This window comes from Nonomuraea sp. NPDC049419 (genome assembly GCF_040676995.1).
GTDB lineage: Bacteria > Actinomycetota > Actinomycetes > Streptosporangiales > Streptosporangiaceae > Nonomuraea > Nonomuraea salmonea.
The window spans coordinates 126,737-147,239 of the sequence record NZ_JBFAQB010000008.1; the positions used below are offsets into that span (position 1 = coordinate 126,737).

The 20,503-nt window shown below is 70.4% G+C and carries 22 protein-coding genes, 1 tRNA gene and 1 pseudogene; 19 read left to right on the forward strand and 5 right to left on the reverse strand.

The features are described 5' to 3' along the window. Window positions 1-12 precede the first annotated feature (12 nt). The 8 genes from AB0K12_RS24255 (at window position 13) to AB0K12_RS24290 (ending at window position 6,782) form a co-directional block, all read left to right on the forward strand. Complete coding sequence (locus AB0K12_RS24255) at window positions 13-606, forward strand: SurA N-terminal domain-containing protein (RefSeq protein WP_364565347.1); 594 nt, start codon at window positions 13-15, stop codon at window positions 604-606. 2 nt (window positions 607-608) lie between these two features. Next, window positions 609-1,541 carry a MazG family protein gene (locus tag AB0K12_RS24260; RefSeq protein ID WP_364371677.1) on the forward strand — a complete coding sequence of 311 codons (933 nt, stop codon included), beginning with the start codon at window positions 609-611 and terminating at the stop codon, window positions 1,539-1,541. Window positions 1,542-1,631: 90 nt separating this feature from the next. After that, window positions 1,632-2,909 (forward strand): phosphopyruvate hydratase, encoded by a 1,278-nt coding sequence (eno, locus tag AB0K12_RS24265; protein ID WP_364565351.1) that lies wholly within the window; start codon window positions 1,632-1,634, stop codon window positions 2,907-2,909. A 68-nt stretch (window positions 2,910-2,977) separates the two neighbouring features. Continuing rightward, window positions 2,978-3,574 (forward strand): PT domain-containing protein, encoded by a 597-nt coding sequence (locus AB0K12_RS24270; RefSeq protein ID WP_364565354.1) that lies wholly within the window; start codon window positions 2,978-2,980, stop codon window positions 3,572-3,574. Then, window positions 3,561-4,052 (forward strand): DUF501 domain-containing protein, encoded by a 492-nt coding sequence (locus AB0K12_RS24275; RefSeq protein WP_364565357.1) that lies wholly within the window; start codon window positions 3,561-3,563, stop codon window positions 4,050-4,052. Before AB0K12_RS24270 ends, AB0K12_RS24275 begins: the two co-directional genes overlap by 14 nt. Then, window positions 4,043-4,990 carry a Ppx/GppA phosphatase family protein gene (locus AB0K12_RS24280; protein ID WP_364565360.1) on the forward strand — a complete coding sequence of 316 codons (948 nt, stop codon included), beginning with the start codon at window positions 4,043-4,045 and terminating at the stop codon, window positions 4,988-4,990. Before AB0K12_RS24275 ends, AB0K12_RS24280 begins: the two co-directional genes overlap by 10 nt. A 172-nt stretch (window positions 4,991-5,162) precedes the next feature. Next, complete coding sequence (locus AB0K12_RS24285; RefSeq protein WP_364565363.1) at window positions 5,163-6,326, forward strand: hypothetical protein; 1,164 nt, start codon at window positions 5,163-5,165, stop codon at window positions 6,324-6,326. 129 nt (window positions 6,327-6,455) lie between these two features. Next, the gene (locus tag AB0K12_RS24290) at window positions 6,456-6,782 is read left to right on the forward strand and encodes a PadR family transcriptional regulator (RefSeq protein ID WP_355416582.1); all 327 of its coding nucleotides are present in this window, start codon (window positions 6,456-6,458) and stop codon (window positions 6,780-6,782) included. Window positions 6,783-6,797: 15 nt separating this feature from the next. On the opposite strand, the pseudogene AB0K12_RS24295 reads toward AB0K12_RS24290, so the two are convergent. Further along, window positions 6,798-6,973: pseudogene (locus tag AB0K12_RS24295) on the reverse strand (RNA-guided endonuclease TnpB family protein); the annotation flags it as partial. Between the two features lie 131 nt (window positions 6,974-7,104). Between AB0K12_RS24295 and AB0K12_RS24300 the strand changes: the two are divergent. The 9 genes from AB0K12_RS24300 (at window position 7,105) to AB0K12_RS24340 (ending at window position 13,652) form a co-directional block, all read left to right on the forward strand. Continuing rightward, the gene (locus AB0K12_RS24300) at window positions 7,105-7,965 is read left to right on the forward strand and encodes a hypothetical protein (protein WP_364565367.1); all 861 of its coding nucleotides are present in this window, start codon (window positions 7,105-7,107) and stop codon (window positions 7,963-7,965) included. 18 nt (window positions 7,966-7,983) lie between these two features. After that, window positions 7,984-8,778, forward strand: a complete 795-nt coding sequence (locus AB0K12_RS24305; protein ID WP_364565370.1) for a uracil-DNA glycosylase — start codon at window positions 7,984-7,986, stop codon at window positions 8,776-8,778. Window positions 8,779-8,875: 97 nt separating this feature from the next. Beyond that, a complete protein-coding gene (locus tag AB0K12_RS24310; protein WP_364565373.1) occupies window positions 8,876-10,192 on the forward strand; it encodes an NAD(P)/FAD-dependent oxidoreductase in 1,317 nt (438 codons plus the stop codon). Between the two features lie 80 nt (window positions 10,193-10,272). Further along, window positions 10,273-10,788: an ACT domain-containing protein gene (locus tag AB0K12_RS24315; RefSeq protein ID WP_345390223.1), complete on the forward strand. Its 516-nt coding sequence runs from the start codon at window positions 10,273-10,275 to the stop codon at window positions 10,786-10,788. Window positions 10,789-10,826: 38 nt separating this feature from the next. Beyond that, the gene (locus AB0K12_RS24320; RefSeq protein ID WP_364565377.1) at window positions 10,827-11,321 is read left to right on the forward strand and encodes a peptide deformylase; all 495 of its coding nucleotides are present in this window, start codon (window positions 10,827-10,829) and stop codon (window positions 11,319-11,321) included. Window positions 11,322-11,370: 49 nt separating this feature from the next. Then, window positions 11,371-11,443 (forward strand) — tRNA-Leu (locus AB0K12_RS24325). Between the two features lie 555 nt (window positions 11,444-11,998). Next, window positions 11,999-12,793, forward strand: coding sequence for a Bax inhibitor-1/YccA family protein (locus tag AB0K12_RS24330; RefSeq protein WP_364565380.1), 795 nt, complete (start codon window positions 11,999-12,001; stop codon window positions 12,791-12,793). A gap of 165 nt (window positions 12,794-12,958) precedes the next feature. Next, on the forward strand, window positions 12,959-13,192 hold the full coding sequence (locus tag AB0K12_RS24335) for a DUF4287 domain-containing protein (RefSeq protein WP_080045101.1): 234 nt from the start codon (window positions 12,959-12,961) through the stop codon (window positions 13,190-13,192). A gap of 52 nt (window positions 13,193-13,244) precedes the next feature. After that, a complete protein-coding gene (locus AB0K12_RS24340) occupies window positions 13,245-13,652 on the forward strand; it encodes a PPOX class F420-dependent oxidoreductase (protein ID WP_364565383.1) in 408 nt (135 codons plus the stop codon). An 86-nt stretch (window positions 13,653-13,738) separates the two neighbouring features. Here the strand turns inward: AB0K12_RS24340 and AB0K12_RS24345 are convergent, their stop codons facing one another. From AB0K12_RS24345 to AB0K12_RS24355, 3 genes are all read right to left on the reverse strand, one after another. Then, a complete protein-coding gene (locus AB0K12_RS24345) occupies window positions 13,739-14,956 on the reverse strand; it encodes an acetyl-CoA C-acetyltransferase (RefSeq protein WP_364565386.1) in 1,218 nt (405 codons plus the stop codon). Window positions 14,957-15,028: 72 nt separating this feature from the next. Continuing rightward, on the reverse strand, window positions 15,029-16,384 hold the full coding sequence (locus tag AB0K12_RS24350) for a PQQ-binding-like beta-propeller repeat protein (protein ID WP_364565389.1): 1,356 nt from the start codon (window positions 16,382-16,384) through the stop codon (window positions 15,029-15,031). A 74-nt stretch (window positions 16,385-16,458) separates the two neighbouring features. Then, window positions 16,459-17,427, reverse strand: a complete 969-nt coding sequence (locus tag AB0K12_RS24355) for an SGNH/GDSL hydrolase family protein (RefSeq protein WP_364565392.1) — start codon at window positions 17,425-17,427, stop codon at window positions 16,459-16,461. 145 nt (window positions 17,428-17,572) lie between these two features. Between AB0K12_RS24355 and AB0K12_RS24360 the strand changes: the two genes are divergently transcribed. Beyond that, window positions 17,573-18,943 carry a cystathionine beta-synthase gene (locus AB0K12_RS24360; RefSeq protein WP_364565394.1) on the forward strand — a complete coding sequence of 457 codons (1,371 nt, stop codon included), beginning with the start codon at window positions 17,573-17,575 and terminating at the stop codon, window positions 18,941-18,943. Between the two features lie 18 nt (window positions 18,944-18,961). On the opposite strand, the gene AB0K12_RS24365 is transcribed toward AB0K12_RS24360, so the two are convergent. Then, window positions 18,962-20,104 (reverse strand): histidine kinase, encoded by a 1,143-nt coding sequence (locus AB0K12_RS24365; protein ID WP_364565399.1) that lies wholly within the window; start codon window positions 20,102-20,104, stop codon window positions 18,962-18,964. Window positions 20,105-20,241: 137 nt separating this feature from the next. Here AB0K12_RS24365 and AB0K12_RS24370 point away from each other — a divergent pair, with 137 nt between their 5' ends. Continuing rightward, a complete protein-coding gene (locus AB0K12_RS24370) occupies window positions 20,242-20,478 on the forward strand; it encodes a hypothetical protein (RefSeq protein WP_364565402.1) in 237 nt (78 codons plus the stop codon). Window positions 20,479-20,503: the final 25 nt, after the last annotated feature.

Here is a 20,503-nt window from a genome sequence, read left to right on the forward strand (position 1 = left end):
GAAGGGACGTACGTGAAGTCGATACGAGTGGCTGTGGCCGCCGCGGCGGCCGCCGTGGCACTGTCCGCCTGCTCCTCGCCCATGCAGGCCGGGGCCGCGGCCGTGGTGGGCAACGAGCGCATCTCCATGAACAAGCTCAGCGATGACACCCAGGCCTACGTGGCCGCGCTCAAGCGCGCCCAGCTGGACGAGTCCGCGCTCGGCGTGCCGGCCACCCAGGCCGTGCTGCAGCGGCTGGTCAACGTGAGCGTGTCCAAGCAGCTCATGGCGCGCCACAACGTGCAGGTCACCGAGAGCGAGGTGGACGCCGTGCTCAAGGAGCCGGGCCAGTACCAGTCCGCCGAGGTCAACCTGCTGGCCAACGCCGTCGCGCCGACCGACGCCCGCGACTACGGCCGGGCCATGGTGGGCCTGTCGAAGCTGCAGCAGCAGTTCGGCCAGGCCGGGCAGGAGAAGCTGCTGCAGGAGTTCAACTCCATCAAGCCGGTCTTCAACCCGCGCTACGGCCAGCTCAACCAGCAGCGCTCGCAGGAGAACCCGGCGCTGTTCGTCGACACCGGCAGGTTCGGCAAGGCCACCCAGCAGGCGCCCCAGGCGCAGGGCTGACCGTGCCGCTGATCGTCGTCACCACCTCGCCCAGGGTCGCGCCGGGCCTGCTGAGCCATCAGGCGTGGCAGGCGCTGCGCTCCGGTCCGGTGCTGACCGGCGCGGCCGACCACCCGCACCTGCCCTATCTCGCCGACGCCGGCATCGAGGCCGAGGTCGTCGAGCCCGACCCGGCGGCGCTCGCGCGGCGGGCCGCCGCCGAGACCGTGGTGTGGCTGGCCGAGCACGACGGCGAGGACTTCATGCGGGCCGTCGGCCACGCCGCGCTCTCGCTCGACGAGCCGCCGGTCATCGAGGTGGTGCCCGGCTCCTACGACCTGCCGGGCGCGCGGGTGCTCGACCTGGTGGCGGTGATGGACCGGCTGCGCACCGAGTGCCCGTGGGATCGCAAGCAGACGCACGAGTCGCTGGTGCCGTACCTGCTCGAAGAGGCGTACGAGGTGCTCGAGACGATCGAGCAGGGCGACTATCCTGCGCTGCGCGAGGAGCTGGGCGACCTGCTGCTGCAGGTGGTCTTCCACGCGCGGGTGGCGGGCGACTTCGACATCGACGACGTGGCGGCCGGCATCGTGGAGAAGCTGGTCAGGCGGCACCCCCACGTGTTCGGGTCCGTACGCGCCGAGAGCGCCGACGAGGTCAACGCCAACTGGGAGGCGATCAAGGCGGCCGAGCGGGCGGCCAAGGGCACCGAGTCGGTGCTCGACGGGGTGCCGATGGGGCAGCCCGCCCTGTCGCTCGCGGCCCAGCTGGTGCGCAGGGCCGAGCGGGCGGGTGCGCCCGAGTCGCTGTCGGCGGCGGTCGGCCAGGGGGTGGCCAGGGAGCTGTTCGACCTCGTCAGGCGGGCGGCCGAGGCCGGGCTGGACGCCGAGGCGGAGCTGCGGAGCGCGGCGCGGGCGTACCGCGACCGGGTGCGGGCCTGGGAGTCGTCGGGCTGAGCTGGGCGGCCATGACCTGGAAGCCTGCGCGGGGCAGCCGTACCGATAGGCTCTGATGGCATATCACCTTTCGATTTAGGAGCGCATCCCGTGGCTACCATCGAGGTCGTATACGCTCGCGAGATCCTCGACTCCCGGGGCAACCCGACGGTCGAGGTCGAGGTCGTTCTCGACGACGGCAGCACCGGCCGGGCGGCCGTGCCGAGCGGGGCGTCCACCGGCCAGTTCGAGGCGGTCGAGCTGCGCGACGGCGGCAAGCGTTACGGCGGCAAGGGCGTGGAGAAGGCCGTCCTGGCGGTGACCGATGAGATCCAGGAGGAGATCAGCGGGATCGAGGCCGAGGACCAGCGGATCATCGACCAGATCATGATCGACCTGGACCGCACGCCCAACAAGGCGAAGCTCGGCGCCAACGCCATCCTGGGCGTGTCGCTGGCCGTGGCCAAGGCCGCCGCCGACAGCGCCGACCTGCCGCTCTTCCGCTACCTCGGCGGCCCCAACGCCCACGTGCTGCCCGTGCCGATGATGAACATCCTCAACGGCGGCGCCCACGCCGACACCAACGTGGACATCCAGGAGTTCATGATCGCGCCGATCGGCGCCGAGTCGTTCCGCGAGGCGGTGCGCATGGGCACCGAGGTCTACCACGCGCTCAAGAGCGTGCTGAAGGAGAAGGGCTACGCCACGGGCCTGGGCGACGAGGGCGGCTTCGCGCCCAACCTGCCCTCCAACCGCGACGCGCTCGACCTCATCCTGGTCGCCATCGAGCGGGCCGGCTACGTGCCGGGCGAGGACATCGCGCTGGCGCTCGACGTGGCCGCCACCGAGTTCCACAAGGACGGCGTCTACACGATCGACGGCAAGGGCCTGTCGGCGCAGGAGCTCATCGCCTTCTACGAGGACCTGGTCGACAACTACCCGCTCGTCTCCATCGAGGACCCGCTCGACGAGGAGGACTGGGAGGGCTGGAAGGCCATCACCGCCTCGATCGGCGGCAAGGTGCAGCTCGTCGGCGACGACCTGTTCGTCACCAACCCCGAGCGGCTCGAGCGCGGCATCACCGAGGGCGCGGCCAACGCCCTGCTGGTCAAGGTCAACCAGATCGGCACGCTGTCGGAGACGCTCGACGCGGTCGACCTGGCCCACCGCAGCGGCTACCGCTGCATGATGAGCCACCGCTCCGGCGAGACCGAGGACACGACGATCGCCGACCTCGCGGTCGCGGTCAACTGCGGCCAGATCAAGACCGGCGCTCCCGCGCGCTCCGACCGGGTGGCGAAGTACAACCAGCTGCTGCGCATCGAGGAGCTGCTCGACGACGCCGCCCGTTACGCGGGTCGCGCGGCGTTCCCGCGTTTCCGGCGCTAGTTTCGAGTACGGCTCGCGGCACCCCGATTTCTCCGGCCGCGAGCCGCACTTGAGGGGGTGTGCAGCAAGTGGCGAAGAGACCGCAGCTCACCGGGCGGGCGGCCATCCTGGCCGTCGTGGTGTGCGCGATCGCGATGAGCCTGGCCTACCCTGTCCGCGAATACATCAGCCTTCGCCGCAGCATCTCGGAGCTGCGCGCGGAGAAGGCCAGGGTCGAGGCCGAGAAGCAGGCGTTGCTGGCCCGCGACAGGCAGAGCGACGACCCCAACTGGATCAAGAAGACGGCCAAGGAGCGGCTGCACTACTGCGGGCCAGGCGAGAAGTGCTACGTGGTGATGGAGCCCGAGCAGGGCAGGGCTCAGGCGGCGGTCAAGCAGCCTGCGCAGGTGCCGCCGTGGTACGAGACGCTGTGGGAGTCGGTGCAGGCCGCCGACAAGGGCACGGGCCGCAGGGCCGTCACGGGGCAGCAGGACGTGCCCGACGAGCAGCCCTCGGAAAAGCCCACTGAGCGGCCGACCAAGCAGCCGACCGGGCAGCCCACGAAGCAGCCCACGAAAGAGCCGACGAAACAGCCGACCGGGCAGCCGACCGGGCAGCCGAGCAGCGAACCGACGAAGCAGCCGAGCGGCGGGTCGGTGACAGGAAGGGAACGTGTTGGACAGTAAGGACGTCGAGGCCGTCGAGCAGCAGCTCGGACGGCCGCCCAGAGGGTTGCGCGCGGTCGCGCACCGCTGCCCGTGCGGCAACCCCGACGTGGTGGAGACCGCTCCGCGGTTGCCCGACGGCTCGCCCTTCCCGACCCTTTACTATCTGACCTGTCCCAAGGCGGCCTCGGCCATCGGCACGCTCGAAGGCTCCGGCCTGATGCGGGAGATGCAGGCCAGGCTGGCGACCGAGCCGGAGCTGGCGGCGGCCTACCAGGCGGCTCACGAGGACTACGTGGCCAGGCGCGACCAGGCGGCCCGCGAGGAGGGCCTGACGCCGCTGCCGCGTGACATGCAGAGCACGGGCGGGATGCCGGAGCGGGTCAAGTGCCTGCACGCGCTCGTGGCCCACGAGCTGGCGGTGCCCGGGAGCAACCCGTTCGGCAGGGAGGCGCTGGACGCACTCCCCGACTGGTGGAGTGACGGACCATGCGTGTAGCCGCCATCGACTGTGGCACCAACTCCGTACGCCTGCTCATCGCCGACCTCGGCGACGACACGCTGACCGACGTCGAGCGGCGGATGGAGATCGTCCGGCTGGGCCAGGGCGTCGACCGCACCGGCAGGCTGGCGTCCGAGGCGCTGGAGCGCACGTTCGCGCGGATGAGCGAATACCAGGAGCTCATCGAGCGCCACGGCGCCGTCGCGACGCGCGTGGTGGCGACGAGCGCGACCCGCGACGCGGCCAACCGGCAGGAGTTCGTGACCGGCGTGCGGAAGATCTTCGGGGTGGAGCCCGAGGTGGTGACGGGCGCCGAGGAGGCCGAGCTGTCGTTCACCGGCGCCACCAGGGGCCTTTCCCGGCTGTCGCCGGAGACCGAGGTGGCGCGCGGCCCGCTCGCGCCCTACCTGGTGGTGGACATCGGCGGCGGCTCGACGGAGTTCGTGGTCGGCTCCGTGCATGCGGAGGGCTCGCTGTCGGTCGACATCGGCTGCGTACGGCTGACCGAGCGGCACCTGCGCGACGCCGGCGACCCGCCGTCGGCGCCGGCGCTGGAGGCCGTGGTGGCCGACATCGAGGCCGCGCTCGACCGGGTCGAGGCCGAGGTGCCGGTGCACCGGGCGAAGACGCTGGTCGGCCTCGCCGGCTCGGTGACGACGGTGTCGGGCATCGCGCAGGACCTGCCTTACTACGACCCGGCGCGCATCCACCATTCGGTCATTTCGGCCGAGCAGGTGCACGAGGTGACGCGGCGGCTGCTCGCGATGACCCATGGTGAACGCGCGCAGGTGCCGGTGATGCATCCGGGCCGGGTGGACGTGATCGGGGCCGGCGCTCTCATTCTGGACCGTATCGTCCGTCGTTTCGCGTTTTCGCAGGTCGTCGTGAGTGAGCACGACATCCTCGACGGAATGGCATGGTCGCTAGCGCGATAGCTGAAGAAATCCGGACATTTCATAATCCGCGATCGTGTTGAGCGTGCGATCAGTATTGTGCTTAGGTAAAGGGGCATTACGGGGGCTTTGCCATATCGCCGTGCGCGAAAGGCGCAGGCTTGGCGACCGTTCCCGAGCGCGTCTCTTCCCTCACGGAATGGAGCACTCTCACATGATGTCTGTTGGGTTAGCCCGTAAGGCCGCTGCGTTCGGCGCCTCGACCGCGGCACTGGCGGCGCTGGCCGCGGGCCTGGTCGCCGGGCCCGCCCAGGCGGCCACGGCCGCCAAGCCCGCGTCCAAGGCGAAGGTCTCGGCCACCACGCCGAAGGCCGCGCCCGGCGCCTACGAGGGGTCCTGCCCGGTCAAGGTCAACTTCTCGGCCAAGATCAAGGTCCCGGTCAAGGGCTCCACCAAGGTGGCCTACCGCTGGCTGCACGGCGACGGCTCCAAGAGCAAGGTCAAGACCGTCACGGTCAAGGGCAAGGGCACCAAGACCGTCACGGTCAAGCAGTCCATCACCTTCACCGAGGACGTCAAGAAGGGCTGGGAGGCCGTCCAGGTCCTCGGCCCGAAGAAGGTCACGTCCAAGAAGGGCTACTTCTCGGTCAACTGCCAGTCGCTGAAGGAGGTCGAGCGCACGCATCTCGACCCCACCATCAGCGCCCGCGCGTGGGCCAGCCCGAGCTCCTACGCCGGTCGCTGCGCCCCTGGCGCCAGCATCGGCTTCACCGGCGTGATCAGCTCCTCGCGCCCGGCCTGGGTGCGTTACCGCTGGGTGCTCAACGGTGACGCCGTCGACTACGGCAAGATCAAGGTCCGCGACTCGCGGAAGGTCGGCTTCAGCATCTCCCCGCGTCACAGCCAGCGTGGCTGGGCGCAGCTGCAGGTCCTGAGCCCCGACAGCGCGTCGTCCAACCGGGCCTACTACAAGGTCTGGTGCAAGGACTACGAGGCTCCGAAGCCGCGTACCAAGGTCTCCGCCTCCGCCCACGCCATGACCGGCACCGACTGCACGGTCAAGGCCACCGGCGCCATCACCTCCACGGGTGCCGGCCGGGTCACCTACCGCTGGTCGCTCAACGGCCGGACGGTCAGTGACGGCCAGACCTACTTCGGCCGCAACGGTGGCACCATCGTCGTTCCCGGGTTCTCCACCGCGCTGAGTGGCCACGCCACCAAGGGCGGCGTGGTGACGCTGTCGATCACCGGCCCGGACAACAGCGACTCCTCCAGCGACCGCTACGCGCCCTGCAGGCCGGAGCCCAAGCCGACGACGACCCCGTCGCCGAAGAACGCCGAGCCCGAGCCCGGCCCCACCTTCGGGGACGCGCTCTGACGAGCACGGCACGGACGCTTCTGGTCTGACCACGGCGCTCCACTGATCGGCTGAACCGGGCGGCACCTTCGGGAGCCGCCCGGTTTTTCCGTTTGCCACTACTGTGCATTGCACACTACTGTGTGACGCGTGGACAGCAGCCAGCTTCTCAAGGGCGTGCTCGACCTGGCCGTCCTGGCCGTGCTCGACGAGCGTGACGGCTACGGCTACGACGTCGTACGCAGGCTCAGGGAGGCCGGTCTCGACGAGGTCGGCGACGCCTCCGTCTACGGCACCCTGCGCCGCCTGTTCAAAGCGGGCGCGCTGACCTCGTACGTGGTGGCCTCCGACGAGGGGCCGCACCGCAAGTACTACGGGCTCAACGACACCGGCCGGCGCCTGTACGCCGACTCCGCCAAGACCTGGGCCTCCTTCTCGGCCACCATGGCAGCCCTGCTCAAGGAGGAACGAGCTTGACATCCTCCCCCTCGTCAACGAGGGGATTCCCACGGTCGCCCGTGAGGGTTCCTGCTTCATGGCCGGTCGCCCGTCCGAGAGGACTCTCGTTGAGGTCTTACACCCGCTCCACAGGCGTTTCAGCTCTCCGCCGGCCCGGCGGCGAGCACGTTCCTGGCCGCGTTGACGTCACGGTCGTGGACCGCGCCGCAGGCGATAGAGGCGGTACTTGTAGGCCCGCTTCACCACCTGCGCCACGCCTCACTTCGGCCGCCCCCGTCCCGCTCCGCAGGAGTCCGATTCCTCCCCCGCCTGAAGGCGGGGGTTTCCACGGAGGTATCTGATGACCCCCGACCAGTACGCACAGGCCGTACGCGAGGCCCTGGCCGGCCATCCCGACAGGGAGGAGCTGCTGGAGGACCTAGACGACCACCTGGCGGAGATCGCCGCCGAGTCGGAGCTGCCGCTCGACACCAGGCTCGGCCCGCCGGAGGCGTACGCGGCGGAGCTTTCCGCCGCCTACGGGGCGAGCGGCGTCAGGCGCGGCCCCACGCTCCTGAGCCGGGCCCGCGCCGCCCTGCTGCGCACCGGTTCGAGCAGCGGCCTCGCGGGCTTCCTGCGCGAGCTGAGGCCCGGCTGGTGGGTGCTGCGCGGCTACGCCCTGGGCATGCTCGCCACCCTCATGCTGGCGAGCGAGGCCAGGCTCGTCCCCGCGAACCCGCCCGACTGGGCGCTCGTGGTGCTCGCGATCGTCGCCTCGGTCTGGCTCGGCCGGCGGCCACGGGGGCGCTCCGTCGTGCTGACCGCAGTGGCCGCGAACGCGCTGGCCGCCATGGCGCTGCTCGCGGGCTTCGCGGGGGCGGGCGCCGACCCGTCGCCGCAGGTCCAGACGGCCGCGAACGTGATGCTGGTGGGCGGCGGCACCGCCGAGGGGGTGGCCAACCTGCGGCCGTACGCCAAGGACGGCACCCCGCTGACCGACGTCTACCTCTACGACCAGGACGGCAAGCCGTTCACCACCCGGCCTGAGTCCTTCGGCTTCGAGATCGACAGGTCGTGCGGCGAGCCGGTGCGCAACCGCTACCCGCTGCCGCTGATCGACCGGCGGGAGAGCGCCGGGGCGGCCACGGCGACGCCGTCCGCCTGCCCCGCCGAGGGCGCCGCGGACCCGAGCGCCACGCCGGAGCCCAAGCGCTCCGAGTGATCGGGCACCATCGGTGTCATGAGCTTCGTACCTCCTGGCACCGGCTGGCCCGGCGACCCGGCGACCGCTGACACGCCGGTCGCCCTCGACCCCGCCGACGTGAAACGCATCGCCGCCGCCGGCGGCACGATCGAGGAGCTCACGGCCGCGCAGTCCGTCTGCCGCGCCTGCCCCCGCCTGGTCGAGTGGCGCGAGGAGGTCGCGCGGACGAAGCGGCGGGCGTTCGCGGACGAGACGTACTGGGGCCGTCCCGTCCCCGGATGGGGAGACGAGCGGCCGCGGATCCTGCTGGTCGGGCTGGCCCCGGCGGCCCACGGAGGCAACAGGACGGGCCGCATCTTCACCGGCGACCGCAGCGGCGACTGGCTGTTCGCCTCGCTCCACCGGTGCGGCCTCGCCGCACAGGAGACCAGCACGTACGCCGGCGACGGCCAGCGGCTGATCGGCACCCGCGTGCTGGCGTCGGTGCGCTGCGCGCCGCCGGCCAACAAGCCGACCCCGCAGGAGAAGGCCACCTGCTTCCCGTGGATGTCCAGGGAGATCGCGCTGGTCGCGGGGACCGTGCGGGTGGTCGTGGCGCTCGGCGGCTACGCCTGGCAGGCCATGTGGCCGGCGCTCAAGGAGGCGGGCTACGAGCTGCCGCGCAGCCGCCCGCCGTTCGGTCACGGGGTGGAGGTGGAGGTCGGGCACGGCGGCTCGCCCGTCACGCTCATGGGCTGTTACCACCCCAGCCAGCAGAACACCTTCACCGGCCGCGTCACCGCCCAGATGCTGGACGACGTCTTCTCCAGGGCCAGGTCGCTGGCGGTGTGACGCGTCCCACCACCCCTCGGCTGGCTTCTTTGAGAGCCCTTGACGTAAGCTTGTGAATGCTTTCACAAGCACTCTCCACGAGGGATGGGGCCTCAGGATGAACAAGCACATTGTGATCGTCGGCGGCGGCTACGTCGGCCTCTACACAGCGCTCAGGCTGCAGCGCAAGCTCCGGGGCGAGCTGCGCGGCGGCGAAGCCCGCATCACGATCATCGACCCCCAGTCCTACATGACCTACCAGCCGTTCCTGCCGGAGGCGGCGGCGGGCAACCTCTCGCCGCGCCACATGGTGGCCCCGCTGCGGCGGGTCCTGCCCAAGGTGCACATCCTGAACGGCATCGTGACCAAGGTCGACCACGCCGGGCGCGTCGTCACCTTCCAGCCGGCCGAGGGCGAGCCGCGCGAGATCGCGTACGACGTGATCGTGATGGCCGCCGGGTCGATCTCCCGCACGCTGCCCATCCCCGGGCTCACCGACATCGGCATCGGCTTCAAGACGGTCGGCGAGGCGATCGCGCTGCGCAACCGGGTGCTCCACCTGCTCGACGTGGCCGAGTCGACCGAGGACCCCGAGGTGCGGCGCAGGGCGCTGACGTTCGTGGTGGTCGGGGCCGGCTTCGCGGGCGTCGAGGCGCTGGCCGAGCTGGAGGACATGGCCAAGCACTCGACCCGCTACTACCGCAACATCAAGCCGTCCGACATCCGCTGGGTGCTCGTCGAGGCGACGAACCGGGTGCTGCCCGAGGTCGGGCCCGAGATGGGCCGGTGGACGCTGGAGCAGCTGCGCGAGCGCGGCATCGAGGTCAAGCTCGACACCCGGCTCGAGTCCTGCGTGGGCGGCCACGTGGTGCTGTCGGACGGCACCGAGTTCGACGCCGAGACGCTCGTCTGGACGGCCGGCGTCAAGCCCAGCCCGGTGGTCAACGACAGCGACCTGCCGCTCGACGAGCGCGGCCGGATCAAGACCACGGCCATGCTCACCGTGGCGGGCTCGCCCGGCGCGTTCGCGGCGGGCGACGCCGCGGGGGTGCCCGACGTGACCAACCCCGGCCAGTACTGCGCGCCCAACGCCCAGCACGCCGTCCGCCAGGCGAAGGTGCTGGCCGACAACATCGTCCGCCACCTCCGCGGCGAGGAACTGGTCGATTACCGCCACAAGTACGTCGGATCGGTCGCCGGGCTCGGCCTGCATCAGGGCGTGGCCAATGTCTATGGCGTCAAGCTTCGCGGATTCCCTGCGTGGTTCATGCACCGCACCTACCATCTGTCGCGGGTGCCGACGCTGAACCGCAAGGTCCGTGTGGTCGTCGACTGGACTCTGGCTCTGTTCTTCAAGCGAGAGACGATCTCTCTGGGAGAGATGGAGCACCCCCGCGACGGCTTCAGGGCGGCGGTGGCGACGACTCGCCGCTAGCTCGGGTACGGCAGCGCCCCGGCGATCCATGCGCCGGGGCGTTCTCGGCGCCCATGGAGCAAGCGGAAGGGGTGCCACGGGTGGGTCTGTCAGCGGTGACCGTGCTGGGCGTCGACCGGCCAGGCGTGATCGCCGCGGTAACCGGGTCGCTCGCCGACTGCGGGGTGAACATCCAGGACTCGACCATGACGTTGCTGGGCGGGCACGTCGCGATGATGCTCTTGGTCTCGGGCGACCTCGATCCCGCCGAGCTGACCAAACGGGTGGGTGCTCCCGATCTCGTGGTCACCGCCTCGGCGATCGCCGCCCGCCGCCACTTCTGCGGCGGCTACGGCGGCGGGCTGGGCTACGTGCTGACCGTGCACGGCCCCGACCGTCCCGGCATCGTCTCCGCCGTCAGCGCCGTGCTGGCCGAGGACGGCGGCAACATCACCGGCATGAGCACGCGGCTCACCGGCCGCCTGTACGTGCTCATCGCGGACGTCGAGCTGCCGAAGGACGTCGACGTGGCCGCGCTCATGCGCAGGCTCGCGGCCGTCGGCGCGAGCCTCGACTCCGACATCACCTTCCGTCCCGTCGAACCGGACCTGTTGTGAACCGGCGGGGCCCGAGGCCGGCCGGCACCGTGCGGGACGTGCTCGGCGCTCCGCATCCCGTCCTGTCCGCCGTGGCGGAGCCCGTGGACCCGGGCGACCCCGAGGTGGTGGCCGCCGCGGCCGATCTGCTGGCGACCCTGCGCCGCACGCCCGCCACGACCGGGCTGGCGGCCCCTCAGATCGGCCTCAGCTGGCGACTGATCGCCTTTGACGCCGCTCGCCACCCCAGGAGTCGTTCCTGGGCCGGAGAGACCGTCCTCGTCAATCCCAGGCTCGCGGGGGCGGCCGATTGGGACGAGGGGCGTGAGGGGTGCGCGTCGATCCCCGGGCTGACCGCCGACGTACGGCGAGCGACGCGTATCACCGTACATGGGCATTTGCCAGGATCCGGGGAGACCGTCACCATCGAAGCGGATGCCGTGGAAGCTCGCTGCATTCAGCACCAACTGGACCATCTAGACGGTCTACTCTTCTTGGACAGAGTCCCTGGAGCGCTATCACTTCACCGCAAGCTTCACACTTGTGACGCTTGATGCGAAGTTGTGCTCCTCGGAAGCATGGTCTGTTTCGTATGATTGCGGCGCCCCCGTAGCCCAATGGCAGAGGCAAACCCCTTAAAAGGGTTGACGTGCGGGTTCGAATCCCGCCGGGGGCACTTGCCATCTCCATTGACTCCAGGTCTCTGACCTGGAGGTTTACCGCCATCGCGAGACAGACCATCACTACGGTGTTACCGGCCGATATCGAGTTGTTATCGAGTTTGTCCTGTCACCGTGTGATCACTGCTGGTGGATACCCGGCCACGCGGACGCCGAGCGGCCCCGCCGCCGGTCCTGACCTCCGGTGCGTACGGACCGCCCGACCGCCGCTGTTTGCCCGTCCGAAAAGTTTTCGCCGGCTCCCCGACATTGACAGGCTCCGGGTTTTCTGCTTTCTCCGCGCATTGCGGAGATTCCTTTCTGTGAATGCCTGACTACGCCTGACAACCGCCCTTTCCCGCGGCTGAAAGGGGCCATACTCTTCCCCTGGGCGCATCGGCGCACGTCGATGCCCTGCCGGAGGCCGCCCGCGGGCAATTCGCGACCGCGGGAACTCCGGGGCGGGCCGGATCGTTGTGAACGCAGCCGACATCCCGTATGAACATCCATATGAGCGTCAGTTGACCAAGGTGGCGGCGCGCACCGTAGGCTCGTCGTCACAGGAGGCAGCGATGGAGAGCAAGAACCCCGTATTCAGCAGGTCGCGGCAGCAGGCCGCGGCGGGCTGGGCCGGTCCCACCCCGTCACCCGACCAGTTGCAGAACATGTACGACGCGCCGTCGTACGCACCACCGTCCCGGCCGGCATACCGGACCATGACGCTCGACGACGTCGTGGTCCGAGGGTTCCTGACCCTCGGCGCGCTGGTCGTCGCCGCCGCCGCGGCCTGGATCCTCGACGTCCCCCCGATGGTCGCCATCGGCGCGGCGATCGTCGCGCTGGTCCTCGGCCTGATCGCCTCGTTCACCCAGAGCACCAACCCGGCGCTCATCCTGGCGTACGCGGTGTTCGAGGGCGTCTTCCTCGGCAAGATCAGCTCTGTCTTCGAAGGCATGATCAGCGGCATCGTGCTGCAGGCGGTGCTGGGCACGGCGTTCGCGTTCGGCGCGGTGCTGACCGTCTACGCGCTGCGCATCGTCCGCGTGACACCCAAGCTGGTGAAGTTCACCGTCGCGGCCGGTCTCGCCGCGCTCGGCCTGGTCCTGGTCAACCTGGTCATGGGCATCTGGGTCGACGGCGGCCTGGGCCTGCGCACCGACAGCCCGCTCGGCTGGATCTTCAGCATCGCCATGATCCTGCTCGGCTGCTTCTTCCTGCTGCTCGACTTCGACTCGATCGAGCAGGGCGTCAAGCAGGGCGCGCCGGAGAAGTTCGCCTGGCAGTGCGCCTTCGGCCTCACGCTGAGCCTGGTGTGGATCTACCTGGAGGTGCTGCGGTTCATCAGCTACTTCACCAGTAGCGACTGACCTGCTGCCACCGTCTCGTGAAGGGCTCCGCCGGACCGGCGGGGCCCTTTCGCTCTGCGACGGAAAATCTACCTGCCGTCACAAAATGATGCCGGGCTGAGGGCTTGCCATTCGCACGTCCGTGTTGCAGTGTCAAGCAAAGGACCTTAATCCGCGGAGGTGCCCATGTCCTTGAACCACTCACCGGAGACGCAGACAAAGCTCATCGCAAGGGTCCCGACCATCACGGGACGCGAACTCCCAGAGTGGTTCCAAGCCATCGACAACGGCCCGAGCTTCCTGAGGTGCGACGAACGGGCCAACTGGCTCGCCGACGAGCACGGGCTGACCCACGGCTACGCCGCCGCGATCGTACACGAGCACGAGCGGCACCGCCGTAACCGCATGGGCTTCATCTAAGCCCAACCGCCACGCGCCCGTGCCTCAAGCGCGGGCGCGTCATCATGAGGGCATGGATCTCAACAAGGCCCTCGGTTTCCTCCGCGATCACCACCACGCCGTCCTGCTGACCCGGCACCGCGATGGGCGCCCGCAGATGTCGCCGGTCACGGCAGGCGTGCAGGGTGACCACGTCGTGATCAGCACCCGCGAGACCGCGGCCAAGGTGCGCAACGCGCTGCGCGACCCCCACGTGTCGCTGTGCGTCTTCACCGACCGCTTCTTCGGGGAGTGGATCCAGGTCGACGGCACCGCCGAGATCGTCCACCTGCCCGAGGCGATGGAGCCGCTGATCACCTACTACCGCGACATCTCGGGCGAGCACCCCGATTGGGATGATTACCGCGCCGCCATGGAACGCGAGCGCCGCGTCCTCATGCGCATCACCCCGGTCCACGCCGGCCCCGACCGCCACGGCTGAGGCCGCGCGCCGGGAGGTGTCCCCGGTCGCGCGGCCCGCACTGAGGTCGCGCGCCGGGAGGCGTCCCGGTCGCGCGGCCCGCACGCTCAGCTCAGGCGCTCGATGACCATGGCCATGCCCTGGCCGCCGCCCACGCACATCGTCTCCAGGCCGATGCTCTTGTCGTGGTGCTGGAGGCCGTTGATCAGCGTCGAGGTGATGCGCGCGCCGGTCATGCCGAACGGGTGGCCCACCGCGATGGCGCCGCCGTTGACGTTGAGCCGGTCGATGTCGATGCCCAGCTCCCGGTACGACGGGATGACCTGCGCGGCGAACGCCTCGTTGATCTCCACCAGGTCGATGTCGTCGATCGACATGCCGGCCCTGGCCAGCGCCTGCTTCGACGCCTCCACGGGGCCGAGGCCCATGATCTCGGGCGACAGGCCGGTCACGCCGGTCGAGACGATCCTGGCCAGCGGCGTGATGCCCAGTTCGGCGGCCTTGACGTCGCTCATGATGACGACCGCCGCGGCGCCGTCGTTGAGCGGGCAGCAGTTGCCGGCGGTGACCGTGCCGTCGGGGCGGAAGACGGGCGCGAGCGTGGAGACCTTCTCGTACGTGGTGCCCGCCCTGGGCCCGTCGTCCTTGGCCACCACGGTGCCGTCGGGCAGCGTCACCGGCGTGATGTCCTTCTGCCAGAACCCGTCGGCCAGCGCCTTCTCTGCGAGGTTCTGCGAGCGCACGCCGAACTCGTCCTGCTCCTGACGGGTGACGCCCTTGAGCTGGGCGAGGTTCTCGGCGGTCTGGCCCATGGCGATGTAGACGTCGGGCACCTCGCCGTCCTCGCGCGGGTCGTGCCAGACGTGGCCGCCCTCGGCGAACTCCTTGCTGCGCTCGCGGGCGCCGAGGAAGGCCGGGTTGTGCGTGTCGGGCAGCGAGTCGGAGTTGCCCTTGGTGAAGCGGGAGACGGTCTCGACGCCCGCCGAGATGAACACGTCGCCCTCGCCCGCCTTGATGGCGTGGAAGGCCATCCGGGTGGTCTGCAGCGACGAGGAGCAGTAGCGGGTCACGGTGGTGCCGGGCACGTCGTCGAGGCCCAGCATCACCGCCACGACCCTGGCCATGTTGAAGCCCTGCTCGCCACCGGGCAGGCCGCAACCGAGCATGATGTCCTCGATCGAGGCGGGGTCGAGCTGGGGCACCTTGGCCAGCGCCGCCTTGATCATCTGGACGGTCAGATCATCGGGCCTGATGTCCTTGAGCGACCCCTTGAAGGCTCGTCCGATCGGGGAACGCGCGGTTGCGACGATGACTGCCTCGGGCATGGCCCCTCCTTTGTCGGCGCTAATAGTAGAACTATATTCCAGTTCTCTGCGCAAGGGCCGACGGGGCCGTTCTTACCCGTACATTCCGGGCGAGTTCGCCGTCTGGTCGTTCACCGCGTGCAGGCCGCCCCGCTCGTCCCGCCACAGCCGCCAGCCCTCCTGGCTGCCGGTGAACCAGGGCGGCGGCGTGGATGGGGGAGTGATGCGCTTGCCGGTGCCGAGGTCGTACTCGCAGAGCGCGGCCGTGGAGTAGAAGCCGGGCGGCTGGCCGCGCAGCGGCAGCGGCTTGGGGTCGGTGACGCAGAACGACCAGCCGCGCTCGCCCTCCGCCGGAACCGGACGGCCGGCCGCCAGGTCGAAGGCCGTGCCCTTGGCGCGGTGCTGCAGGAAGCCCAGCTTGTCCATGCGGTCGGGGAAGGCCAGCCACCAGCCGGAGCCGGGCACCTCGGAGGCGGTGATCTGGCCGACCACCCGCCCGCTGGCCGGGTCGAGCCGGGCGAAGCCGCCGTAGGCGCCGTTGGGATCGACGGGGCGGACGACGGGGGCGAGCCCCGGGCTGCCGCTCGGATAGACGCGTACGACCGAGGGCCGCATCCAGTTGATGGTTCCGTCGGCGATCTTGACGCTGAACAGCCCGAACGCCGAGACCTTCTTCGTCCGCGGGTTCGTGTACGGAGCGACGTAGCCCACCAGGTCGTCGCCCGCCGCCCCGAACGCCCAGCCGCCCGACAGGTCGATGCCGGGGCCGAGCGCCTGCTCGATCGGCTGCTGCCACTGCAGCTTGCCGGTCTTCAGCTCGTACGACTCCACCATGGGGTTGGCGGCCAGCCTGAGCAGCAGCACCCGGCTCTTGTCCGACCACTCGACCTCGGAGATGCCGGGCAGCTTCCACAGCTGCTTGCCCGTCGCCGGGTCGAGCACCACCATGCGGGCCTTGGCCAGCGCGGTGTGCTCGGACAGGCACACGTAGGGGCCGCAGCGCTGCGGGCCGAACGTCGAGTGCACGGGCCTGGTCCACTTCTTCGCCCCCGTACGCGCGTCGCGGGCGATGAGCGTGGCGTTCCAGCGGCCCTGCTTGGCGGGATCGAGCGCCACCACCACGCTGTGACCGTCGGCCTGCCGCACGAGCGCGGGGGCCGAGACGCCCATGCCGGGCAGGCGGCCCGCCATGGTGGCCGGATGGGCCCACAGCTGCCGGCCGTCGCGCAGGCTCATGGCGACGGTCTCCAGCGCGCCCTCCGGCCTCATCGAGGTGACGGCGACCACGTCGGCGCCCACCGCCATCCTGCTGACGACGTTGATCCTGGTGTTGTGCCAGGAGGGGTAGGCGGAGGTGGCGGCGTCGCTGCCGGAGCAGCCGGCGACGGCGAGGCCGGCGGTGAGGGTGCCAGCGAGGGCGAGGGACGGTTTCCACGAGGGCCGGCGCACGGGCAATCCACTCCAATGAGGACGGGGAGTGGCGACTCGGGCGCGAAGGGTGACCGGCCGAGGGTGCGCAGGTGTCAGGTGTCGTTGACCGCCTCGCCGAGCCGCCGGCGGAACAACGTCACCCACTTGCCGTGCAGGCCCGTCGCCCGCCCGTCGACCCGGGTCGCGGAGACCTCGGTGCCGGGCTCCTCCGCGGCCGTAGCCGCCGCGAGGTAGATCGGTTGCAGTGCTTCGCCGCGCGCGGGCCGCGGCTCAGGCCACAGCCCCAACGCAGCGCACACCGACGGTAGCACCGCGTAAGCGGCCTGCGCGTAACCTCGGTCAGATGGATGGAAACGATCCGGTCCGAACATTTCTGTCGGATTTGTAGCGAACTCCGGGCCCAGGACGTCGGCGAACGCCACCGTACGGCCGCCCGCGTCCACCACCGCCACCGTCTGCGCCGCGGCGAGCTGCCGGCTCCAGCGCCGCGTCACCCAGCGCAGCGGCTGCGCGATGGGACGCACGGTGCCGAGGTCGGGACACGTGCCCACGACCACCTCCGCCCCCGCGTCACGCAGCCGCCGCACGGCCTTGACCAGATGGCGAACGGCGGTCGCGGGCGGCGTCTGCGTGATGATGTCGTTGGCGCCCACGAAGATCACCGCCAGGTCGGGGCTCATGGGCAGCGCGGCGTCCACCTGCTCGGCCAGCTCCGCCGACGGCGCGCCCGACTTGCCCACCACCTTCAGCTCGACCGGCCGGTCGGCCACCGCGGCCAGGCCGTTGGCCAGCAGCACCGCGGGCGTGTGCGCCGGATCGGTCATGCCCAGGCCGACAGACGTGGAGTCGCCCAGCATGGCCATCCTGATCGGCTCGCCGGGGAACTCGGCGCCGTAGACGCCGTCGGACGGCGGGCCGTCCAGGCCGTGCGGGCGTCCGATGGCCTTGCGTGCCAGCAGCCCTTCGGCGATCAGCAGGCCGTACGCCGTGGCTCCGAGAGCCGTCAGCCCGCCACCTCCGAACGCCGCAGCGGTAGCGATCTTCCTTGCCGCGCGTGCCATGCCAGCCGGCCACACCACGTACGTGCCCTCCCCAGTCGAACTCGGCGGTAGCGTTTGCATGAAACTAGCCGAGGGCCGGCCACCCCCACTGGACCTCGGCCATCGACAAGCTGACCAAGCTTCGGCAAAGAAGGTGAACACCTCGGTGCGCGTTTACGATTCCCTGGTCGACCTGATGGGCAACACGCCGCTCGTCAGGCTGCACAAAGTCACCGCGGGCGTCCCCGCGCAGGTGCTCGCCAAGGTCGAGTACTTCAACCCCGGGGGCTCGGTCAAGGACCGCATCGCGGTGCGCATGATCGAGGCCGCCGAGAAGTCGGGCGCGCTGCGCCCGGGCGGCGTGATCGTCGAGCCGACCTCGGGCAACACCGGCGTCGGCCTGGCCATCGTGGCCCAGCAGAAGGGCTACAGGTGCCTGTTCGTGGTGCCCGACAAGGTGGCCCAGGACAAGATCTCGGTGCTGCGGGCGTACGGCGCCGAGGTGGTGGTCTGCCCGACCGCCGTCTCGCCCGACCACCCCGAGTCCTACTACTCGGTCTCCGACCGGCTGGCCCGCGAGATCCCCAACGCCTGGAAGCCCGACCAATACTCCAACCCGAACAACCCCGACTCCCACTACCACTCGACGGGGCCCGAGATCTGGGAGCAGACCGAGGGCCGGGTCACGCACTTTGTGGCGGGCATCGGCACCGGCGGCACGATCTCCGGCACCGGGCGCTACCTCAAGGAGGTCTCCGGCGGCCGGGTGAAGATCATCGGGGCCGACCCCGAGGGCTCGGTCTACTCCGGCGGGTCCGGGCGGCCCTACCTCGTGGAGGGCGTGGGCGAGGACATCTGGCCGGCCACGTACGACACGGAGATCTGCGACGAGATCATCGCCGTGTCCGACAAGGACTCCTTCAACATGACCCGCAGGCTCGCCCGCGAGGAGGGGCTGCTGGTCGGCGGGTCGTGCGGCATGGCCGTGGTGGCGGCGCTGCGGGTGGCGGCCACGGCGGCGCCCGGCGACGTGGTGGTGGTGCTGCTGCCCGACGGCGGCCGCGGCTACCTGTCGAAGATCTTCAACGACGACTGGATGGCCGACTACGGCTTCCTGACCACGTCCTCCGACGAGGGCACGGTCGGCGACGTGCTGGCCCGCAAGGGGGCGGGGCTGCCGGAGTTCGTGCACGTGCACCCGCACGAGACGGTCGGCACGGCCATCTCGATCATGCGCGAATACTCGGTGTCGCAGCTGCCGGTCATGAAGGAGGAGCCGCCGGTCATGGCGGCCGAGGTGGTCGGATCCATCGTCGAGCGCGATCTCCTCGAAGCCCTCTATCACGGCAGGCTCTCCTCCGACGATCCGATCTCCGATCACATGTCCGCGCCGCTACCCACGATCGGCTCTGGTGAACCTGTGGCCATTGCGGTGGAAGCGCTGGAGAAGGCCGATGCGGCCGTTGTGCTGGAAGACGGTAAGCCGGCCGGGCTGATCACCCGCCAGGACCTGCTCGCCTTCCTGGCCAACCACTGACTGGTTCCCGCTCCCCTGTCAGGAGAGCGGGAACTCGGCGACCACTTCCCACGCGCCCTCGGGGGACGGGCCCGCGTAGAGCCGTCCCCCCAGCGCCTCCACCCGCTCGGCCATGCCCACCAGCCCGAACCCGCCGCCGAGCCGGGACACGCGCGAATCCGGGCCGGAGCCGAAGTTCCGCACCCGCAGCGTCACCAGCTGCTCCAGGCGGCGCAGCTCCGCCTCCACCCAGGCGGTGCGCGCCGCGTGCTTGCGCACGTTCGTCAGCGCCTCCAGGAGCACGCGGTGCAGGGTGGTCATGACCTCGGGCGGCAGCGTACGGTCGTCGATGCCCTGCCCGATCTCGAAGGCCACCTTCGGCCCCTCGGCCGAGAACCGCTCGGTCATCATGCGCAGGTCGGCCAGCGTGACGCCGGGCGTCCTGCCTGCCTCGTCCTCCGCGCGCAGCACGGTGACCATGCGGCGCATCGACGTCAGCGCGTCCGAGCCGGCCGAGGCGATCGCGTCCAGCGCGGGCAGCACGGCCTGCGGGCTGCTCTCGGCGACCGTACGCGCGGCCTGGGCCTGCACCACGATGCCGGTGATGTGGTGGGCGACCAGGTCGTGCAGCTCCCTGGCCAGCTCAAGGCGCTCCGCCCTGCGTACCGAGTGGACCGCCTCGATCCGCCGCTCTTGCTGGAAGCGCAGGTAGCCGCCGACGCCCGCGGTCAGCGACCAGCTCGCGAACAGCAGGAACGAGAACATCAGCCCCGCGTTGTGGTATTCGCGGCCGCCGGCCTCCGCCATCAGGACGGCGAGGCCGAGGCAGGACAGCAGGGCGGCGTTGCGTACCGGCTCGACGTGCCGCAGCACGCCGAGGGTCAGGATGAGCAGCGAGCCGGTCTCCGTCATGCCGGGCAGGCCGCCGTCGCCGATGGCGGCCAGCGTCATCGACGTCACGAACGACAGGCCGAGCAGGGCGAGGTAGCCCTGCGTACGGAACCTGCGCCGCAGCACCAGTGCCGTGATGCCGGCCGCTCCGCAGATCGGGACGAGCCACTGCTGAGGCCCCAGGCCCGCGGCGAACACGAGGTCGATCAGCAGGAGGAGGCCGAGCCAGCCGTACATGGCCAGCTCGCTGAGCCGGCGGATCCAGTACACGACGCGTTTCGAGTCCCCCACGGCGTCGAGCCTAAGCCTGGAGTCGGACAAGGCGTATCGACCGTTCGGCCGACCGGGCGTTCCAGAGACCAGCCCTTCAGGGGAGGTGGCGGGCGGGGGTCCTCGCCGATGCTGGAGAGGTCGGAAAGGGGACAGACATGGTTGCCATCGGGTTCGCCCTCCTGGGCGTCGGGCTGGTCGTCGCGGTGATGCTCGCGCTGGCCGACCCGGTACTGCTCTCGCGCATCAACGGGGAGCACGCGGAGGGCGGCAGCGGCCGATTCATCAACGCGGACCTCAACATGGACAACGTGGACAACGTGGACAGCAACGCGGACGTCGTACGGCTGCCCGCGCGGTCCGGCGGGGACCGGCGCGAGACCAGGGCGGCCTGAGCGGCCCGGCTCGCGCGGGCGGCGT

Excerpts from the sequence above, each read along its gene's own strand:
- AB0K12_RS24335 (WP_080045101.1), top strand. The coding sequence starts at position 12,959 with ATGTCCTTGAACCACTCACCGGAGACGCAGACAAAGCTCATCGCAAGG.
- AB0K12_RS24280 (WP_364565360.1), top strand. The coding sequence starts at position 4,043 with ATGCGTGTAGCCGCCATCGACTGTGGCACCAACTCCGTACGCCTGCTC.
- AB0K12_RS24300 (WP_364565367.1), top strand. The coding sequence starts at position 7,105 with ATGACCCCCGACCAGTACGCACAGGCCGTACGCGAGGCCCTGGCCGGC.
- AB0K12_RS24305 (WP_364565370.1), top strand. The coding sequence starts at position 7,984 with ATGAGCTTCGTACCTCCTGGCACCGGCTGGCCCGGCGACCCGGCGACC.
- AB0K12_RS24370 (WP_364565402.1), top strand. The coding sequence starts at position 20,242 with ATGGTTGCCATCGGGTTCGCCCTCCTGGGCGTCGGGCTGGTCGTCGCG.
- AB0K12_RS24345 (WP_364565386.1), bottom strand. The coding sequence starts at position 14,956 with ATGCCCGAGGCAGTCATCGTCGCAACCGCGCGTTCCCCGATCGGACGA.
- AB0K12_RS24330 (WP_364565380.1), top strand. The coding sequence starts at position 11,999 with ATGGAGAGCAAGAACCCCGTATTCAGCAGGTCGCGGCAGCAGGCCGCG.
- AB0K12_RS24285 (WP_364565363.1), top strand. The coding sequence starts at position 5,163 with ATGATGTCTGTTGGGTTAGCCCGTAAGGCCGCTGCGTTCGGCGCCTCG.
- AB0K12_RS24340 (WP_364565383.1), top strand. The coding sequence starts at position 13,245 with ATGGATCTCAACAAGGCCCTCGGTTTCCTCCGCGATCACCACCACGCC.
- AB0K12_RS24355 (WP_364565392.1), bottom strand. The coding sequence starts at position 17,427 with ATGGCACGCGCGGCAAGGAAGATCGCTACCGCTGCGGCGTTCGGAGGT.
- AB0K12_RS24310 (WP_364565373.1), top strand. The coding sequence starts at position 8,876 with ATGAACAAGCACATTGTGATCGTCGGCGGCGGCTACGTCGGCCTCTAC.